Origin of the sequence: Companilactobacillus musae (assembly GCF_003967595.1) — a bacterium.
Taxonomy (GTDB): Bacteria; Bacillota; Bacilli; order Lactobacillales; family Lactobacillaceae; genus Companilactobacillus; species Companilactobacillus musae.
Window position 1 is genome coordinate 110801 of the sequence record NZ_BIFW01000009.1, and the last position, 17820, is coordinate 128620.

General features: G+C 35.3%; 13 protein-coding genes. 7 read left to right on the forward strand and 6 right to left on the reverse strand.

Going from position 1 to position 17820, the window contains the following annotated elements; genetic code table 11:
• Nucleotide 1: 1 nt before the first annotated feature.
• Nucleotides 2–2854 (forward strand): excinuclease ABC subunit UvrA, encoded by a 2853-nt coding sequence (gene uvrA / locus LAB100_RS10060; protein WP_119327399.1) that lies wholly within the window; start codon nucleotides 2–4, stop codon nucleotides 2852–2854.
• A gap of 115 nt (nucleotides 2855–2969) precedes the next feature.
• Here uvrA and LAB100_RS10065 read toward each other — a convergent pair whose 3' ends face one another.
• Nucleotides 2970–4994 (reverse strand): Na+/H+ antiporter, encoded by a 2025-nt coding sequence (locus LAB100_RS10065; RefSeq protein WP_119327400.1) that lies wholly within the window; start codon nucleotides 4992–4994, stop codon nucleotides 2970–2972.
• A 130-nt stretch (nucleotides 4995–5124) separates the two neighbouring features.
• On the opposite strand from LAB100_RS10065, the gene rapZ reads away from it, so the two are divergent.
• From rapZ to whiA, 3 genes are read left to right on the forward strand one after another with little or no spacing between them, the layout of a single operon-like run.
• Complete coding sequence (gene rapZ, locus LAB100_RS10070; protein ID WP_119327401.1) at nucleotides 5125–6039, forward strand: RNase adapter RapZ; 915 nt, start codon at nucleotides 5125–5127, stop codon at nucleotides 6037–6039.
• Nucleotides 6026–7060, forward strand: a complete 1035-nt coding sequence (mgfK, locus tag LAB100_RS10075) for a gluconeogenesis morphogenetic factor MgfK (RefSeq protein ID WP_119327402.1) — start codon at nucleotides 6026–6028, stop codon at nucleotides 7058–7060. The genes rapZ and mgfK overlap by 14 nt, the downstream gene beginning before the upstream one ends.
• A complete protein-coding gene (gene whiA / locus LAB100_RS10080) occupies nucleotides 7060–7995 on the forward strand; it encodes a DNA-binding protein WhiA (RefSeq protein WP_119327403.1) in 936 nt (311 codons plus the stop codon). Before mgfK ends, whiA begins: the two co-directional genes overlap by 1 nt.
• A 75-nt stretch (nucleotides 7996–8070) precedes the next feature.
• On the opposite strand, the gene LAB100_RS10085 is transcribed toward whiA, so the two are convergent.
• The 5 genes from LAB100_RS10085 to LAB100_RS10105 all read right to left on the reverse strand — a co-directional run bounded on the left by LAB100_RS10085 (nucleotide 8071) and on the right by LAB100_RS10105 (nucleotide 14338).
• The gene (locus LAB100_RS10085) at nucleotides 8071–9774 is read right to left on the reverse strand and encodes a putative glycosyltransferase family protein (protein ID WP_119327404.1); all 1704 of its coding nucleotides are present in this window, start codon (nucleotides 9772–9774) and stop codon (nucleotides 8071–8073) included.
• 188 nt (nucleotides 9775–9962) lie between these two features.
• Nucleotides 9963–11354, reverse strand: a complete 1392-nt coding sequence (locus tag LAB100_RS10090; protein WP_119327405.1) for a DHA2 family efflux MFS transporter permease subunit — start codon at nucleotides 11352–11354, stop codon at nucleotides 9963–9965.
• 209 nt (nucleotides 11355–11563) lie between these two features.
• Nucleotides 11564–12151, reverse strand: a complete 588-nt coding sequence (locus LAB100_RS10095) for an ATP-dependent Clp protease proteolytic subunit (RefSeq protein WP_119327406.1) — start codon at nucleotides 12149–12151, stop codon at nucleotides 11564–11566.
• Nucleotides 12152–12252: 101 nt separating this feature from the next.
• The gene (locus tag LAB100_RS10100) at nucleotides 12253–13377 is read right to left on the reverse strand and encodes an acyltransferase family protein (protein WP_119327407.1); all 1125 of its coding nucleotides are present in this window, start codon (nucleotides 13375–13377) and stop codon (nucleotides 12253–12255) included.
• A gap of 85 nt (nucleotides 13378–13462) precedes the next feature.
• Nucleotides 13463–14338, reverse strand: a complete 876-nt coding sequence (locus LAB100_RS10105) for a LysR family transcriptional regulator (protein WP_126322039.1) — start codon at nucleotides 14336–14338, stop codon at nucleotides 13463–13465.
• Nucleotides 14339–14477: 139 nt separating this feature from the next.
• Between LAB100_RS10105 and LAB100_RS10110 the strand changes: the two genes are divergently transcribed.
• Genes LAB100_RS10110 through LAB100_RS10120 form a run of 3 tightly spaced genes read left to right on the forward strand, consistent with a single transcriptional unit; the run spans nucleotide 14478 to nucleotide 17810 of the window.
• A complete protein-coding gene (locus LAB100_RS10110; RefSeq protein WP_346202394.1) occupies nucleotides 14478–15371 on the forward strand; it encodes an ACP S-malonyltransferase in 894 nt (297 codons plus the stop codon).
• Nucleotides 15372–15374: 3 nt separating this feature from the next.
• Nucleotides 15375–17015 carry a malonate decarboxylase subunit alpha gene (gene mdcA, locus LAB100_RS10115; protein ID WP_119327410.1) on the forward strand — a complete coding sequence of 547 codons (1641 nt, stop codon included), beginning with the start codon at nucleotides 15375–15377 and terminating at the stop codon, nucleotides 17013–17015.
• A gap of 3 nt (nucleotides 17016–17018) precedes the next feature.
• Nucleotides 17019–17810, forward strand: a complete 792-nt coding sequence (locus LAB100_RS10120; RefSeq protein WP_119327411.1) for a triphosphoribosyl-dephospho-CoA synthase — start codon at nucleotides 17019–17021, stop codon at nucleotides 17808–17810.
• The last annotated feature ends 10 nt before the right edge of the window (nucleotides 17811–17820 follow it).

Sequence of the window (17820 nt, forward strand, 5' to 3'; positions counted from 1 at the left end):
TATGTTAAATGATAAAATTGTTATTCATGGTGCGCGTGCACATAATTTAAAGGATATTGATGTAACGATTCCTCGAGATAAATTAGTAGTTGTAACTGGTTTATCTGGATCAGGAAAGAGCTCGTTAGCTTTTGATACTCTTTATGCTGAAGGACAAAGACGTTACGTTGAAAGTTTATCCTCGTATGCGCGTCAATTTTTGGGACAGATGGATAAACCCGATGTTGATTCAATTGACGGTTTAAGTCCAGCAATTTCGATTGATCAGAAGACGACTTCTAAGAATCCACGTTCTACGGTGGGAACAGTAACGGAAATCAATGATTATTTGCGTTTGCTGTGGGCTCGTGTCGGAACACCAATTTGTCCTAATGATGGCACAAAAATCACTAGTCAATCAGCCCAACAGATGGTTGATGCCATTTTAAAATTAGAAGATGGTACTAAATTACAAGTATTGTCTCCAGTTGTTCGTGCCAAAAGAGGTCAACATAAAAAAGCCTTGAATCAAATCAAAAAACAAGGTTATGTCAGAATCAGAGTTGATGGTGAAACTCGTGACGTGGCAGAAAATATTGAATTAGATAAGAATAAAAAGCATGACATTGATGTTGTTGTTGATCGAATTGTTATCAATGATCACATTAAGTCACGTTTGTTTGATTCAGTAGAGGCTGCTTTAAGATTATCTGACGGTTATATGAATGTTGATGTTATTGGCCAAGATATGATGGTCTTTTCGGAGAAGAACGCTTGTCCTATTTGTGGCTTTACAGTTGGCGAATTAGAGCCTCGTCTATTCTCTTTTAATGCTCCATTTGGAGCTTGTGATAACTGTGATGGTTTAGGTGTTAAGTTGGAAGTTGATATGGATTTGGTTATTCCTGATCCAAGTAAGACCCTAGCAGAAGGGGCTATTTTACCTTGGAATCCAATTAGTTCACAATACTATCCAGAGATGCTATCTCAAGCAGCTAAAGAATTTAAGATTGACATGGATACACCGTTTGAAAAGTTACCTAAAAAAGATCAGGATCTTATTTTAAATGGTTCTGATGGTAAAACTTTCCATTTCCACTATGAGAATGATTTCGGTAGTGTTCGTGATGTGGATGTTCCTTTTGAAGGAGTAATTCCAAATATCAATCGCCGTTATCATGAAACTAACAGTGATTTTACACGTGAGGTCATGCGTAAATATATGACCGAGTTAAAATGTCCTGTTTGTCATGGTAAGAGATTGAATCGTCAAGCTTTAGCCGTCAAGGTTGAAGGTAAGGATATTGCTGAAGTTTCAGATATGTCTATTAAAGACGAATTACCATTCTTCAAAGCAGTTAAATTTGGTGAACAAAATACGATAATTGCTAAACCAATTTTGAAAGAGGTTAAAGATCGTTTAACTTTCTTAATCAACGTTGGTTTGGAATATTTGTCACTTTCTAGATCAGCTGGTACGCTTTCTGGTGGTGAAGCACAAAGAATTCGTTTGGCTACTCAAATTGGTTCTAATTTGTCAGGAGTAATGTATATTCTTGATGAACCTTCAATTGGATTACATCAAAGGGATAATGATCGTTTGATCAATTCTTTGAAAAAGATGCGTGACCTCGGTAATACTTTGATTGTGGTTGAACATGATGAAGATACAATGCGTTCTGCTGATTATTTGATTGATGTGGGTCCAGGAGCAGGTGAAGCCGGTGGTAGAATCGTTGCTGCTGGTACACCAGAAGAAGTTGAAAAAAATTCTAAATCGTTAACTGGTCAATATTTGGCTGGTAAAAAATTTGTGCCAGTTCCTTTAGAACGTCGTAAGGGCAATGGTGATTTTGTTGAAGTTTATGGAGCTGCTGAAAATAATTTAAAGAAGCTCAATGTTAAATTTCCTTTAGGCAAATTTATTGTTGTAACTGGAGTTTCTGGCTCTGGGAAGTCCACTTTGGTCAATATGATTTTAAAACGAGCTTTGGCTCAAAAGATGAATCATAATTCTGAAAAGCCAGGTAAATATCGTAAGATAACTGGTTATGAGAACTTGGAAAAAATGATTGCTATTGATCAAAGTCCAATTGGCCGAACACCAAGAAGTAATCCAGCAACATATACTGGTGTTTTTGATGATGTACGTGATCTTTTTGCGCAAACTAATGAAGCAAAGTTACGTGGATATAAGAAAGGCAGATTTTCATTCAATGTAAAAGGTGGTCGCTGCGAAAATTGCCGTGGTGATGGAATCATTAAGATTGAAATGAATTTTTTACCTGATGTTTATGTTCCTTGTGAAGTTTGTCATGGAACACGTTATAATTCAGAAACCTTAGAAGTAACTTATAAAGGCAAAAATATTGCCCAAGTTTTGGATATGAAAGTTAAAGAGGCTTTGGAATTCTTTAGTAATATCCCTAAGATCAAACGTAAGTTACAAACTATTGTTGATGTTGGTTTGGGATATGTTTCTTTGGGACAATCAGCCACACAATTATCTGGTGGTGAAGCACAACGAATGAAATTGGCTTCTGAATTGTATAAGAAGTCGAATGGTAAGAACTTTTATATTCTTGATGAACCAACAACCGGATTGCATACTGACGATATCAAACGTCTTTTAGGGGTTTTGCAACGTTTAGTAGACGAAGGAAATACAGTTTTAGTTATTGAACATAATTTGGATGTTGTAAAATCAGCTGACTGGTTGATTGATCTTGGACCTGAAGGTGGAGAAGGCGGTGGTAAGATCGTCGGCACTGGAACACCTGAAGAAATTGCCAAAATCAAAGAAAGTTATACTGGACAATATCTGAAACCAATTTTGGAACGTGATACTAAACGTACTAAAGAAGCAGAAAAGTAATAATAACTATAGCTTAATTTTAAATTTTAAGTATAAAAAAAGAACAGTATCTATTATTAAGTATTCGAGGTATGAAAATATGCCTGAATTTCTTAATAGATACTGCTCTTTTTTATTATTCTTCATTTATTGATTGTAAGTATACTAATTGATCGGTAGAAATCTGTTCATATAAAGCTCCACCTAACTCAGTACTGAATTCTTTAGAAGTGATACGTGATTGAATATAAGTATTTTCTTGTTGAAAGGCTTCAATAAGCAGTTCATTTTGCTCGGATTCAATATTTTCGTGTTCCTTAAAGCTACGAGTTAAACGACGGTGTCTTTCATCATAAGAACGTCTAACAATATTGATTTCACGATTATTTTTACTATCGTTGATTAAGCTTTGATTTAAATAACTAATAATTTTTTGATAGGGTTTCTTTTCGACTTTAGCCATTTCTTGCCACATTTGGCGGTTTCTTTGAATCATTTCATTTTTTGTGGCACCTGTATGACGGGACATATCATGAAAAGTCTTACGGCGTTGACGGGCTTGTTTGGTCAAAGAAAATTTACCTACGACATTAAAACGAAAGAATAATAAAATTCTTTGCCAGTTATTTTGTTGATATTGTAAGGTAGTTCTTTGAGCAACTCGCATATAAAGATCAGCGTTGAGATCGGAAATTTCGTTATTTTTTAGCATTGAGTCAACTGTTTGTTGCTCTAATTCAAAACAATTTTCAAAGATAATATTCAATTTAGCTTTGTTTACGTGACCCTCAACAGTTCTTTGTCCATCCAAGATATTGATGACTTGACTGGCACTAGGAGAATTGCCATGTCTAGTTTGTAAAGTGACAATAGCGTCATCGACCATTTTCGCTTTGGCAGCGGCAAGTTCAGCTTCAGTATACTTAGAAACTTGATGTGGCAAGAGCCGAGGTAAAATCAAAGTAGGAACTAATAAACTGGTTAGGATAACAATAGTAGCCACAAAGATAATATCATTTCGATAAGGAAAAGCCTGACCGTTAAGAGTTAGAGGCAATGAAAAGGCCATTGCTAAAGTGATAGTTCCATGCACGCCACTGTAAGCCATTACGGTACTATTAACGTGTTTTTCTTTTTTGTCCCAAGCCCTGATTCTGGCAAAATCCCAGTTGGTCCAAAGATATCGCATAACGGTCATGACTATGTAAAGTAGAATTCCCACGCCAAAGAGAATGAAAACGGAACTAGTATCGTGTTTATGTAGATTAATAATCACTGATGGTAAAGATAGTCCTAGTAGGACGAACACAATTCCGTTTAGTAAACTGGAAACTACTGACCAAGTACTTGTCATAACAATTTGTAGTCTTGAACTGGTTAGACGTAGACGATCTTGTTGAATACCATGGATCAGACCAGTTACAACTACGGCCAAGATTCCAGAAACACCAATTGCTTCAGATATTAAATAAACTACAAAGGGTGTTAAAAGTGTAAAAGGCACCATGACTGATGGAGCATCAACGTGCATATTTATTAAGCGTAGTCGAAGCGATACGATGATCGAACCCAGTATTCCTCCGACAATAATGCCACCAAAGAAAACATATAAGAAATTGCCAATGCCACTGATTAAAGAGAATTGACCTGTAACTGCTGCAGCAATTGCTAGATTTAAAGCGACGATTCCAGAAGCATCATTAAAAAGCGATTCATTTTCCAAAGTACCCATAACAGCACTAGGAACTAACATTTTATTAGTTATTGAAGTGACTGCTACGGCATCAGTTGGCGTGATGATGGCTCCTAAAGCAAAGGCTAAGGCCAATGGCATACTTGGAATAATAAGATGCGTTATAAAACCAACGGCCAAAATAGATAGAATGGCTAATTCAACTGCCAAGGAAAAAGTGGTTCCAAATTGATGAGTTAAACGAGATAAACTAGTACGTTGTCCATCGTTGAACATCAAAACAGAAATTATTACTAATAGAAAAATTTCTGGTTCTAATTCAAAATGTTGATAAATTGGAAAAAGTGATAATAATAGTCCTGCGGCGATTTGAATAAATGCAATTGGAATATTATCGAATTTCCAATATACGATATTAGCGACTACCACCGCCGCAATTAATAAGAGTACTAAAAATACTGTATCCATATGAAGGTCCCCCTCTGATGAGTTTAATTTTAGCGCAAATTTTCAATAAAAAATATTTTTATCTTTTGTCCTCTTAAACTGACACGCCCGGCTTGTTGTGTTATGCTTATATTCGAATGTGAGGTGCAGTATGGCAGAAGATATGCTTAGTTTAGTTATTGTAACCGGAATGAGTGGTGCCGGTAAGACAGTAGCAATGCAATCCTTTGAAGATTTAGGTTATTTTTGTATTGATAATATGCCACCTAACTTACTTCCTAAGTTTTGGGAGTTGGTTCATGAATCTGGAAAAATAAAAAAAGTGGCTTTAGTTGTAGATATTAGATCACGCTCGTTTTATGATGAAATTTTTTCAATGTTATCTAAAATGGATGAAGATGAACAAGAAAAACATCAAAAGGTCGATATGAAGATTCTTTTCTTGAATGCCTCTGATGAAGAGTTAGTTTCTCGTTACAAGGAAACTCGTCGTAGTCATCCCTTAGCTATGGAAGGGCGTCTGCTTGATGGTATTCAAAAGGAAAGAGAACTGTTGGCTGAGATTGAGAGTAGAGCTTCAGTTGAGATTGATACGACTGATTTAACTCCAAGACAACTTCGTGAAGAAATTTTTGATAACTTTCAAGAAAGCTCTGTTGTTCCAACTTTTCACATTGAAGTAATGTCATTTGGCTTTAAGTATGGTTTGCCAATTGATGCAGATATCGTTATGGATGTCAGATTTTTACGGAATCCATTCTATATTAAAGAGTTGAAAACTCAGACAGGGATGGACAAACCCGTTTATGATTATGTCATGGACGATGAAGAAACAAAGAATTTTTATAATAAGTTATATGATCTATTAAAAGATATTATTCCTGGATATGAAAAAGAAGGAAAAACCAGTTTAACGATTGCAATTGGCTGTACCGGTGGACAACACCGCTCAGTAGCAATTGCCCAACGTCTTGGTACTGATTTGAAGAAAAAGTACTATGTAGACATTACTCATCGTGACATGGAAAAATCTCAGAAGAAGGTAATCGAACATGGCAACAAATAGGATAGTTCGGGTCGTTAAGGGACGTCGTCCGAGAGTTGTAGTTATAGGTGGGGGAACTGGTTTACCAGTTGTATTAAATAGTTTAAGAAATATGGATGCTAATATTACCGCAATTGTTACGGTAGCTGATGATGGGGGATCATCTGGTGTTATTCGTGATTATATTAACGTTGTCCCTCCCGGGGATATTCGGAATGTTTTAGCATCACTATCTGATTTACCTAAAGTTGATCTTGATGTTTTCCAATATCGTTTTAAGACTAATGATGATTTCTTCTCTGGTCATGCGATTGGAAATTTGATCATTGCTGCTTTGACGGAAATGTCACCTAATATCTTTGATGCCGTTCAGGAATTATCCAAGATGATGCATGTCGATGGACACGTCTATCCAGCTAGTAATACTAAATTAACTTTGCACGCTGAATTTACTGACGGAACTAAATTGGCCGGAGAACATGAGATAACTCATTCAGGTAAACATGTTAAACGTGTTTGGGTAACTAATTCGGATGAACCAGAAAAAGATCCTAAGTCGGTTATTTCAGTCATTGCTTCAATTATGCAAGCTGATGTAGTTGTCTTGGGACCTGGTAGCTTATTTACTAGTATTTTACCTAACTTGATGATTAGCGATATTGGAGAGGCCGTTAAACAAACATCAGCGGAAGTTGTTTATATCTGTAATATTATGACTCAGATTGGTGAAACAGAGGGCTTTACTGATGCCGATCATGTGCGAGTATTGAATCGTCATTTGGGTGGTAATTTTATTGATACTGTTTTAGTTAATACGCGTAAAATTCCAGAAGGCTATATGGATCATAAAAAATATGATGAATACGTCAATCAAGTCAAGACTGACTTTAATGGTTTAAGAACGATGGGTTGTAAAGTTATTCAAGATGATTTCTTGTCATTGCATGACAGTGGAGCATTCCATGATGGTGAAAAAGTTGCCAAGGAAATCATTAATTTGTCGTTACAATCGGGAAACAGAAAAAATGAGGTGAGACGTTAGTGGTTTCTTATGCAAGTGAGGTTAAACAAGAGCTCACAAAATTAGTGGTCCATCCGGAACATGCCAGAGTTGAATTGTCAGCTTTGTTAAGAATGAATGGATCATTAAGTTTACAAAATCATCACTTTGTCTTAACCGCACAGACTGAGAACGCTGCAATTGCTCGAAGAATTTTTTCTTTGATCAAGCAAAGGTATGGTATGGAATCAGAATTACTTGTGCGTAAAAAGATGAAATTGAAGAAAAACAATCAATACTTAGTACGATTGAAGCATGATACTAATAAAGTGTTGACTGATTTGGATATTTTGGATGAATCGGGTTTGTCGATCAATACTGATGTACCTGAAGAAGTTATTAATGAGGATCAAAGAATGCGTTCGTACCTGCGTGGTGCCTTTTTGGCTACCGGTAGTGTGAATAATCCTGAAACTTCCCGTTATCATTTGGAAATTTATTCATTATATGAAATGCATAATGAAGGAATAGCTCAGATGATGAATTATTTTCATTTAAATGCACGTACAACTAAGCGTCGTAATGGTTATATTGTTTATTTGAAGGAAGCTGAAAAGATTGCTGACTTTTTGCAATTGATCGGTGCAACTAATGCAATGTTGAAGTTTGAAGATATCAGAATTGTTCGTGACATGCGAAATTCTGTTAATCGTTTGGTTAATTGTGAGAATGCTAATATCAATAAGACTGTGGCTGCAGCTGAACGTCAAATTGAAAATATTAAACACTTACAAGCAACGGTTGGTTTGGATTCTTTACCAGATAAATTACGTGAAATTGCCGTGTTACGTTTGGAAAATCCGGAAGTATCACTCAAAGAATTGGGTGATATGGTTCCGAGTGGTCCAATATCTAAGTCGGGGATAAATCATCGTTTAAGGAAATTGAATCAGTTAGCGGAAACTAGCAAAGTATAAAAATAAATGTTTTTGAGCAATATAAAAGCCAAGTATGATAACCAGTTTGATGGTTACCATACTTGGCTTTTTAGTTTAAAAATTTATTATTAAAATTCCTATTAAGCCAATTAAAAGAACCGTAGACATCCACAATAAAGCTTTATATGACGTTGGTGGCTGTTGTTCAATTCGATAGATAGCATGTTTTAATTGTTTTTTCTGATTGATAGTAATGAAACCACTGGGATTAATAGTTGCCTTGGTTTTTTGCCCATTAACAGTAATGTGATAATTTAAGGTTCGATAGCCAAAGACAGGTAGAGTGATTTTCCCCTTAGGAACATTGGTAGCTCTTAAAGTTAACGAGTGAGCTGTACTAGTATGAGTTAATTTGATATCCCGTTTCTTAGTAGTTGCTAAGTGGTTGAGAATCAAATAACTTGTTTGTGAATCTAAGCTACCACCGTTGCTGCCTTTTTCTAAAGGTGCCGAATTGGGAGCATAGTCAGGAATTAAAGTTCGAGTTAATTTATCACTGTTAATACCGCTAGAAGTCAATTTAACAGTAGCATTTTGAGAAATGGTTTCTGTAGAATATCGACTGACAACAGGTAAGTTTTGAGTATGATAATATTGGAAATTATAAGTATTCCTAAAAGCTAGAATAAAGGATAGTGTAGCAATAATAAGAAAAATAATGCGAGTAGTTTTTTGAGAAAAATTGATTAAAACCAAAATCAATGGAATCATTCCCAAAAAGAGAGCAAAGCGCCAATTAGCAACTTGAAAACTATCAATTATCGGTAATTTAGCTAGTAGTTTCCAAGGAATAATATTGGTACAAAAAATGATTAAAACTAATTCAACCGCTAACCAAGGTAATAATTTGGGTAGCTTATCTTTTTTTAACCCGATTAGCGTTATAACGATAAGAATAATGGCAACCTCAGAGATGGTTGATTTGGCACTCCAACTAGTGGTTTTGAAGAGCGTAAAGAGAGAGTCACTTAGGACAGTACCTTTACCAAATGGTGATAAAAGACCAGTTTTAGATATCTTGATGATTCGATAAATCATTGGTAGACAGAGAGCAATAGTTAATAAGGCTGCTAAAGTAAGATTGATCCAAGCCCAATAATTACGTTTAATGACTGTGGTGACAATTAAGAAGATCCCAGCAATCATAGTTATTGCTACGGCACTCAATAAATGAGAATTGATAACAATTGCCATTAGTAGGGATGTTTTAATAATCAAAACTAGATCAAAATTTTTACTTTCAATAATGTCTTTTAAAGTAAAGAGTAAAGGAAAAGCAAAAATCATTACAATAGCAGTACCGGTTTGCATTTCGTTGGTTAAATCTTTAAGTACAGAACCAGATAGAGTAAAGATAGTAGCTGCCAAGATAGCATTGCGACTGTCAAAGCGTTTGTTCAAGGATAGAAAAGATACAACAAAAGTAGCTAGAGCAATCAAACTTTTAATAGCAATTATTTGGTGAATCGGGGTTAAGAAGTTCGTTATAAAAACAAAAGGCCATAAGGTTATATCAGGATACATACCATTGACCGCTTGGCCGGTATTAAAGAAAGTGTTGAAATTTACCCAATTGGGTAAAGTATGTTGTTGAAAGGCCAAGCGGATTTCATAGATCCTCTGGGTATGAAAAAATGAATCATACAGAGCAATCATATAATTAAAGTGGAATTGCCACAGTGTCCAAGTTATTAAGGCAACCAAAAAAAATAGTCCAATAGCGATAGTTTGTAATGCAGGTTTATTTTTTGAATTCAAAATAGATACTCCCATAAATAAATAATCCAGAACTTAATTATACTTCATTTATAAGGTACAAAGAATTAGTGCTTATATAAAAGTTAAAATTGAATTCTTTTTCAGGTTTGGTTATATTGTGAAATTACCGTCTTCCGCAATAAAAAAACACCCTCCGTATTGCTTCCAATACAAAGGGTGCACTTCATTTAATTTGTTTTCTTATTATTTTTAATTAAAAGAGCAAAGATAAAACCAATGATTGCCATTCCAAAGAAGAAAGCAAAGACTTTTTGATAACCAATCAAACCATTATTTGCAGGTAAATGATGATTTTGATTGGTTGTAACTAGAATCAAAGTTGCTAAACTGACGCCTAAAGATCCTAATAATTGACGGACAGTTGTAATAATGGCTGTTCCATGAGGAATCAATTCCTCTGAAAGTGAATTGCCACCTAAAGTTGTAGCTGGCATCATAACGAAAGCATTGCCGCCTTCAATTAACGTTGCAATTAAGATCATTGGCCAAATACTTAATTTAGAGTGGATAACAAATAACAAGAACCAACCGACGACGATCATTGACATTCCGGTTATTAGAGTGGCCTTGAAACCTATCTTGTCAGCTAGTTTACCAGTTAAGGGATTTAAGATACTTAAAACGATTGCTGGTGGAACTAAGGCAAGTCCTGACATTAAAACTGAAGTATGTAAAATGTTTTGGTAATAAAGTGGATAGATAATAGTTACAACAATTAAAGAAATATATGAAAAACCAGTTAAAAGTACGGCCAGATCAAAATTGAAATTTTTCATAACTTTTAAATCTAGTAGTGGTTCTTGTTTAGTTAATTGACGATGAATAAATAAAACTGTCAAAACTAAACTGATAATGAGCAAAATAATTAAATTGGTGCTGAAGCTCTTGGTTGCACCAGCTTGGTTAACAACATAGAGCAGACCAATTAAGCCAAGTAAATAAATAGTTGAGATTAAATCTAAGTTAGCTTTGTGACGTGGCATAACATCTTTAATATTAATCAAACCACTGATAAAGATAACAATCATTATCAATAAAAAGATAACGAATAATCCTTGCCATTGTAAAAAATTCAAAACAATTCCGGAAATAATAGGACCACTGGCCAAAGCGGATCCCATTACTAGTCCAGCATATCCCATTGTGGCACCACGTTGTGATTCTGGTGTAATGGTCATTAAAACGGACTGGAATGATGGAAATAAAACACCAACTCCAATGGCTTCCAAAGCACGGCCGAACATTGCCATAGGGAAGTTTGGTGCCAAGATAATAATCAAAGTTCCTAGTGAAAATATTGCTACTACGCTTAAAAAGATTTTTTTAAACGAGAAATTATTTAATAGCCAAGGACTGATCGGCATCATTATACACATGATCAACATGAATCCAGTTGTTAACCACTGGATAGTTGGTGCTGTGACACCGAAAAATTTCATTAATGTTGGATAAGCAGTTGATAATGATGACTGACTAATCGACATTGTGAAGGTTCCGGATAACAAAGTTATAATGAATAACTTACGAGCTAGGCTATTTTGGATTTCACCCTTATTCATAAAATACCCCTTCTTTTGTATAGTCTAATAACAATTTAAGGGTAACCTAATATAATTTTGGTGTCCAGTTCATAGCTTGATATAGAGCGCTTTCACTGTATTTAAAAATTTATAAAAACTATCGGGAAGTTGTTTTAAAGAAACTTAATGGACAAAATGTCTTGAACATACAAAAAAGCTAGGAACTAAATCCTAGCTTTTAATAAAATTTATTTGCCAGCTTTGTTTGTCATGATTTCATCAATCAAACCATAATCTTTAGCTTCTTGGGCTGTCATGTAGTTATCACGATCAGTATCTTTTTGAAGTTTTTCGAAAGTTTGACCTGAGTTGTCGGCCAAAATATGGTTCAATCTCTTTCTTGTCTTCAAGATTTCTTGAGCAGCAATTTCAATTTCAGTTTGTTGACCTTGAGCACCACCTAATGGTTGGTGAATAAGGACAGTTGAATTTGGTAGGGCAAAACGTTTGCCTTTAGTACCTGCTGACAATAGAACACTAGCCATTGATGCAGCCATACCTGTTGCAATTGTTTGAATATCAGACTTAACGAAATTCATTGTATCCATAATAGCTAATCCGTCGGTAACTGAACCACCGGGTGAGTTAATATACATTGAAATATCCTTGTCGGAATCTTGAGCATCTAGGAATAGTAATTCGGCAATGACTGTATTAGCCATTTGACTGTTAACTTCACCAGATAACATGATGATTCTGTCTTTTAATAATCTTGAGTAAATATCGTAGGCACGTTCGCCACGAGAACTTTGTTCAATAACTGTAGGAACTAACATAAAATGCCTCCTGTTTTTAATTAGCACTCTTAATAGCACAGTGCTAATTTAGCATACAATGGTTAGCGGGTCAACAAACTAAGCTCGATAAATAAAAATATTTATTCAGTTGTACTTTGAACACGCTTTCTCACCATGAAATCTTTGCATTTGGTCCAAATGAGATGGAAATAGTATGCAGAAGCAAATGATAATACCCAAGTTAGTAAATAGCAAATGATAATGGTTAAGATAGGATTTATAGGTACTAGGTTTTTACCAATTAATCGCCAAATTATTTGAAGCCAAAAGACATTGGATAGGTAAGCTCGATAAGCGTAAGTTGCTAGAAAGTGAAAAACAGGTAAGGCTTTAGAATTATTATTGATATGATGAATTGCTAAGGTAGCGACTAAACCAATAACCAATAGAGCATAAATTGTCATTGAGGGTTTGTAGTAAGGAGCATTGCCGAGATTAATAGGGTAACCGAAGGCAAATAATTCTTTGTTAGTCCAATAAAAGATACCTAAAATCAAAATGGACAAAATTGGGAAAGCTTTTTTTAGAAATTTTTCGAATTGTTTTCTAAACATCCAAGCTAAAACTCCAAAAATTCCATAAATAACAAAACTAATGAAAATTCGATCTAGAAGATACCAATCAGTTTGGTGAATGCCGTGAAATACTTCTAAGTCATAAAATATGATCCAGGCACTGAATAATATAGTTGTAATGATAATTGTTAAAATAGCGCGCAAAGAATTATTTTTGACCCAATGGGCTAAAGCCCAGAAAAATGGCATTAAAATAATGAATTGAAGCATCATTGTATTGTACCAAAGGTGCGGTGCGGCATTACCATTGACAAAATTCCAAGCAAAAGTACCTATACTATTGAATTTGTTCACTTGTTGAACATTTGGAAAAATCAACAAATATGCCAATGTCCACCAAATTGTGGGTACAAAAAGAGCAGACCATTGTTTTTTCAAATAACCACCATAATTGTGCAAGGTATTTTGATTAGTCGTTCTAGTCGTAGTATATAAAATACCAAAAATAAAGGCTGGAGCTGTGAACTTGACCAAATTATAAATAATACCAATTGCAGTTTGATAATTAAAAGCCGGATTAGTTGTTAAAACTAAACTGAGTACGGTCTGCATCATAACGGCAGTACAAGCAAAAACCTTCATATAATCACCTATGTCGGTTGGACTTGTAGTGTCTTTTTTTATATTCATTTGAAAATCTCCCTTTTGTGAGTTTGTGAGATCAACAAAAGGAAACGCTTAACGTCAATATAATATCATCTTGAATAAAAAGCAACTATATTTTTAATTCAAATTTTTGAAAATCTAAAAAGAGCATGACTAGTTCATTACTTATTTCGCGCTTAATACCATTGATATCTTTGTGAGGTGAACTAAGGTAGATAGTTCTTTGCAATGGATCGGGAGTAAGACGTGCTAATTGGACTCTTGGTTGAATTGTTTGCCAGGTAACAGAGGGAATAAAGCTCAAGCCAATTCCGGCTTCAATCAAGCCTCTAACGGTAGCAGGATCGTCAGCCTCATACATGTAATCTAATGTAATATCTCGTTTATTGAAATAGTTGTCGATCGTTAATCTCAAAGGATTATTTTTTGAAAGACCAATTAACTTTTCACCTTTTAATTCACTGGGACGAATAAATTGTTTGCTATAACCGTAGTTGATATTCCAGCCGACAAAGATTTCTTCCTTTAAGACCGGTACATTGTTTAGACCCTGAAGTGGTTTTGTAGTAACGATGAAATCGAATTGTTTAAAGTCCGTTTCTCGAACATTGTGTTGGGCAATATTCAATCGAACATTTGGAAATTTTTGCTTGAAGGTTGAGACGATTGCTGGAATGAACGGCGAAGCAACTTCCATTAAAAGTGAAATGGGATGTTCAGCTTGATCAGGCCCTCCTTTGACAGCATTGATACCGCGATCTAATTCTTCAAGACTATCGTTAACGTAACTATAGAAGAGTTTTCCTGAACGATTTAATTTTAATGTTCTACCGGTACGGTCAAACAATTTAGTATTTAGTTCATCTTCTAGCTGTTTAATGGTTTTGCTAACAGCTGGTTGAGAAACATAGAGAATATTGGAGGCTTTAGTAATACTTTCTTGATTAGCCACTACGACAAAATATTTTAATTGATTGATGTTCAAAATTTCCACCTCATATAACCAAATGGTTAAGTATCATGCTTTATATATATTATACATGTTATCAATCGTTTCCTATACTGAACTTGTGAGATCAATAAAAAGGAAAAGTTGAGGGTGGATAACTATTAAGAATTTATGGATTTTTCCCGGTCAAGGTGGCCAGAGAAGTGGCATGTTAAATGAAGTGCCGGTAGAAATGTTGAAAATAGTTAAAGATTTAACAGGAATTGAATTACGTGATGATGATCAAGCTTACCAAAACTCAATTCAAATTCAGTTAAGTATTTTGATCCTGCAATTGTTTAATATTCGTCAATTGAAAAAAATTCAACAAGTTCCAGATGTTGTTGCAGGACATTCCTTAGGGATTTTTGCGGCGGCAGTGGCTGCTGGGGTAATCAGCGAAAAAGATGCAATAAGGATTGTCTATGTTCGTTCGCAAAAGATGCAAGAATCTTATCCGATTGGCTATGGGATGGGTGCAATCGTTGGTTTGACTAGAAAAGAAGTTTCACAATTAGTTAATCAAGTTAATAGTGATATTGAACCGGTTTTCACGTCAAACCAGAATTCAGAATTACAAACAGTTGTTTCGGGATCAATTACTGGTATCAAAAGAGTTTTAACTTTAGCTAAGACTAAGCATGCTCAAAAGACAGTACTCTTAAAAGTTCCTGTCCCTTCACACTCTCCTTTGATGCAATCAGTTGCTGATGTTTTGGAAAAAGAATTGGCAAAGATTTCGTTGAATGATTCCCAATGCATTTATTTGGCAAATTATAACGGTCATGCAGTTAGACAAGTTTCAGGAGTTAAATACGACATGATCAACAATCTAGTACATCCTGTTTATTGGGATACGATGATGGATGTTGCCGAAGAATTAGGTGTTGATACGTTATTAGAAATGAATCCGGGGCAGACCTTTACCAAATTGATCAAAAGTAAATTCCCAGATTTTAGAACGATCACCATGAATAGTATGAATCTTGATGATATTCAATTTTTGTTAGAAAAATGGAAAAGAGGATAATTGATGGCTAAAAGAAGTTGGACTCAAAATCGTGATGCTAAGGCTGCCAAAATGGAAAGCGTTGCATCGTTATTAGATGGTAAGTTCGTTAAAACAGAAAATGCTAAAGAATTATTAGAAGATGTAATTGAACCAGGCGATAAAGTTGTTTTGGAAGGGGACAATCAAAAACAAGCTAGTTTTCTTTCTGAAACCTTGGCTTCCGTTGATCCAGAAAAAGTTCATGATTTACATATGATAATGTCCAGTGTTTCTCGTCCTGAACATTTAGATATCTTTGAAACAGGTATTGCTAAGAAAATGGACTTTTCATTTGCGGGTCCACAAAGTACAAGAATTTCACAGATGATTGCGGACGGTACGATGGAAGTCGGAGATATTCATACATATCTTGAACTCTATGCTCGTTTGTATGTTGATTTGATTCCTAATGTTGTCTTAGTGGCAGCTGATAAGGTTGATCATGATGGAAATCTATACACAGGGGCTAATACTGAAGAAACGCCTGTTATCGTTGAATCAGCCGCTTTTAAAGATGGAATCGTTATTGTTCAGGCCAATGAAGTGGTTGATAAAGTTCCTCGAGTGGATATCCCAGGTGATTGGGTAGATATTGTTATTCCTGCAGATGAACCATATCAATTGGAACCATTGTTTACACGTGATCCCCAAAATGTTACAGAATTACAAATCTTGATGGGTATGATGGCAATTCGTGGTATCTATGAGAAACATAATGTTCAAACTGTTAACCATGGTGTTGGTTTTAATACAGCTGCAATCGAACTATTATTACCAACTTATGGAGAACAATTAGGTTTGAAAGGTAAGATTGTTCCTAATTGGGAAGTTAATCCTACACCAACTTTGATTCCTGCTATTGAGAGCGGTTGGGTCAAAACTATCCACAGTTTCGGTGGAGAAGTTGGTATGGAAGATTATATTGCTCATCGTCCAGATATTTTCTTTGTTGGAAAAGATGGAACAATGCGTTCTAACCGTGCATTTGGACAAATGGCAGGTCAATATGCTTTGGATATGTTTGTCGGTTCGACATTACAAATTGATAAATATGGTAATTCTTCAACCGTTACTAATGGTCGTTTATCTGGATTCGGTGGTGCTCCTAATATGGGAAGCAATCCTCATGGTCGTCGTCATTCAACACCAGCTTGGCAAAGTTTACGTCCTGATGATGATCCATTGGGCAAAGGTCAAAAACTAGTTGTACAAATGGTTGAAACTTTCGGCTCTAATAAGAAACCAGTTTTTGTTGATCATTTGGATGCTGAAGAAGTTCAAAAAGAAGCTAAGTTAGCTAACGTTCCAATTATGATTTATAGCGAAGATACGACCCATATCGTTACCGAAGAAGGAATTGCATATCTTTATAAGACCGACAGTATGGCCGAAAGACAAGCTGCTATTGAAGCAATTGCCGGTGTTACACCAGTAGGTTTAAGAAGCAATCCTAAACAATTGGCAGATTTACGTGCTCGTGGAATTGTTGCCTTACCAGAAGATCTAGGAGTTCATCGTAGTGAAGCTAAGAGATCCCTTCTTGCAGCTCAAAATATGGATGACTTGGTTAGATGGTCAGATGGACTTTATAATCCACCTGCAAAATTCAGAAGTTGGTCATAGTTAATGATAGAAACAAGATTTTTACAATTAGCGCAGGCAGCTGTCGATGCCCTAAAATGGGAAGTTTCCTTTACTCCTAAACCTGGATTAGTTGATGCAATTTCCAATGGTTCACATACCGATATGGATATTGGATTATTTTTTAAATCTGCTGATAGTTTACTGAACAGTTTTACTGAAATTGCCATGAAGTCTTATCAACACCCATTAGATCTTGAATTGCGAGAAGAGATTGGTCGTATCGGTCGAATTGCAGAAAAAGATATGTTCGAGGCTACTGATGGTATCAATACTCATAAAGGTGCTATTTGGAGTTTAGGGTTGTTGATCAGTGCTATAAGTAGTCAAGAAACATCTGATATTGAAGAAATTTTAATGGCTGCCAAAAGATTAGCTCGTTTGCCAGATAAGAACGTTATTTTGACCGAGAAAACTCACGGGATGGTGACGGAACAAAAATATTCTTTGACTGGTGCTAAGGGAGAAGCTCAAAATGGCTTTCCCAATTTGACTAAGGCTTTGTCCTTTCGATCAGATCAAGATGATTCTGATACATGGATGAGAAGATTGTTAATTCTTTATAGTAATGTTGATGATACCAATATCGTTTATCGCAGTAATTTGAAAGTTTTGTTGGAGTTTCAAACTTTGTCTGAAAAAATCGTTCAGACATCAAGTGATATTTTAGATAATCCCGATTTTAAAAAATTAGAAGAGTTTACTGAGAAATACAATATTTCTCCGGGTGGTTGTGCTGATTTATTTGCCGCTAGTTATTTTTTAAAACATTTGTAGAAATGGAGAT

Bases quoted from the DNA above. Each gene is read 5' to 3' on its own strand.
- uvrA (WP_119327399.1), top strand. From the start codon at position 2: ATGTTAAATGATAAAATTGTTATTCATGGTGCGCGTGCACATAATTTA.
- LAB100_RS10065 (WP_119327400.1), bottom strand. From the start codon at position 4,994: ATGGATACAGTATTTTTAGTACTCTTATTAATTGCGGCGGTGGTAGTC.
- rapZ (WP_119327401.1), top strand. From the start codon at position 5,125: ATGGCAGAAGATATGCTTAGTTTAGTTATTGTAACCGGAATGAGTGGT.
- mgfK (WP_119327402.1), top strand. From the start codon at position 6,026: ATGGCAACAAATAGGATAGTTCGGGTCGTTAAGGGACGTCGTCCGAGA.
- LAB100_RS10090 (WP_119327405.1), bottom strand. From the start codon at position 11,354: ATGAATAAGGGTGAAATCCAAAATAGCCTAGCTCGTAAGTTATTCATT.
- LAB100_RS10095 (WP_119327406.1), bottom strand. From the start codon at position 12,151: ATGTTAGTTCCTACAGTTATTGAACAAAGTTCTCGTGGCGAACGTGCC.
- LAB100_RS10100 (WP_119327407.1), bottom strand. From the start codon at position 13,377: ATGAATATAAAAAAAGACACTACAAGTCCAACCGACATAGGTGATTAT.
- mdcA (WP_119327410.1), top strand. From the start codon at position 15,375: ATGGCTAAAAGAAGTTGGACTCAAAATCGTGATGCTAAGGCTGCCAAA.
- LAB100_RS10120 (WP_119327411.1), top strand. From the start codon at position 17,019: ATGATAGAAACAAGATTTTTACAATTAGCGCAGGCAGCTGTCGATGCC.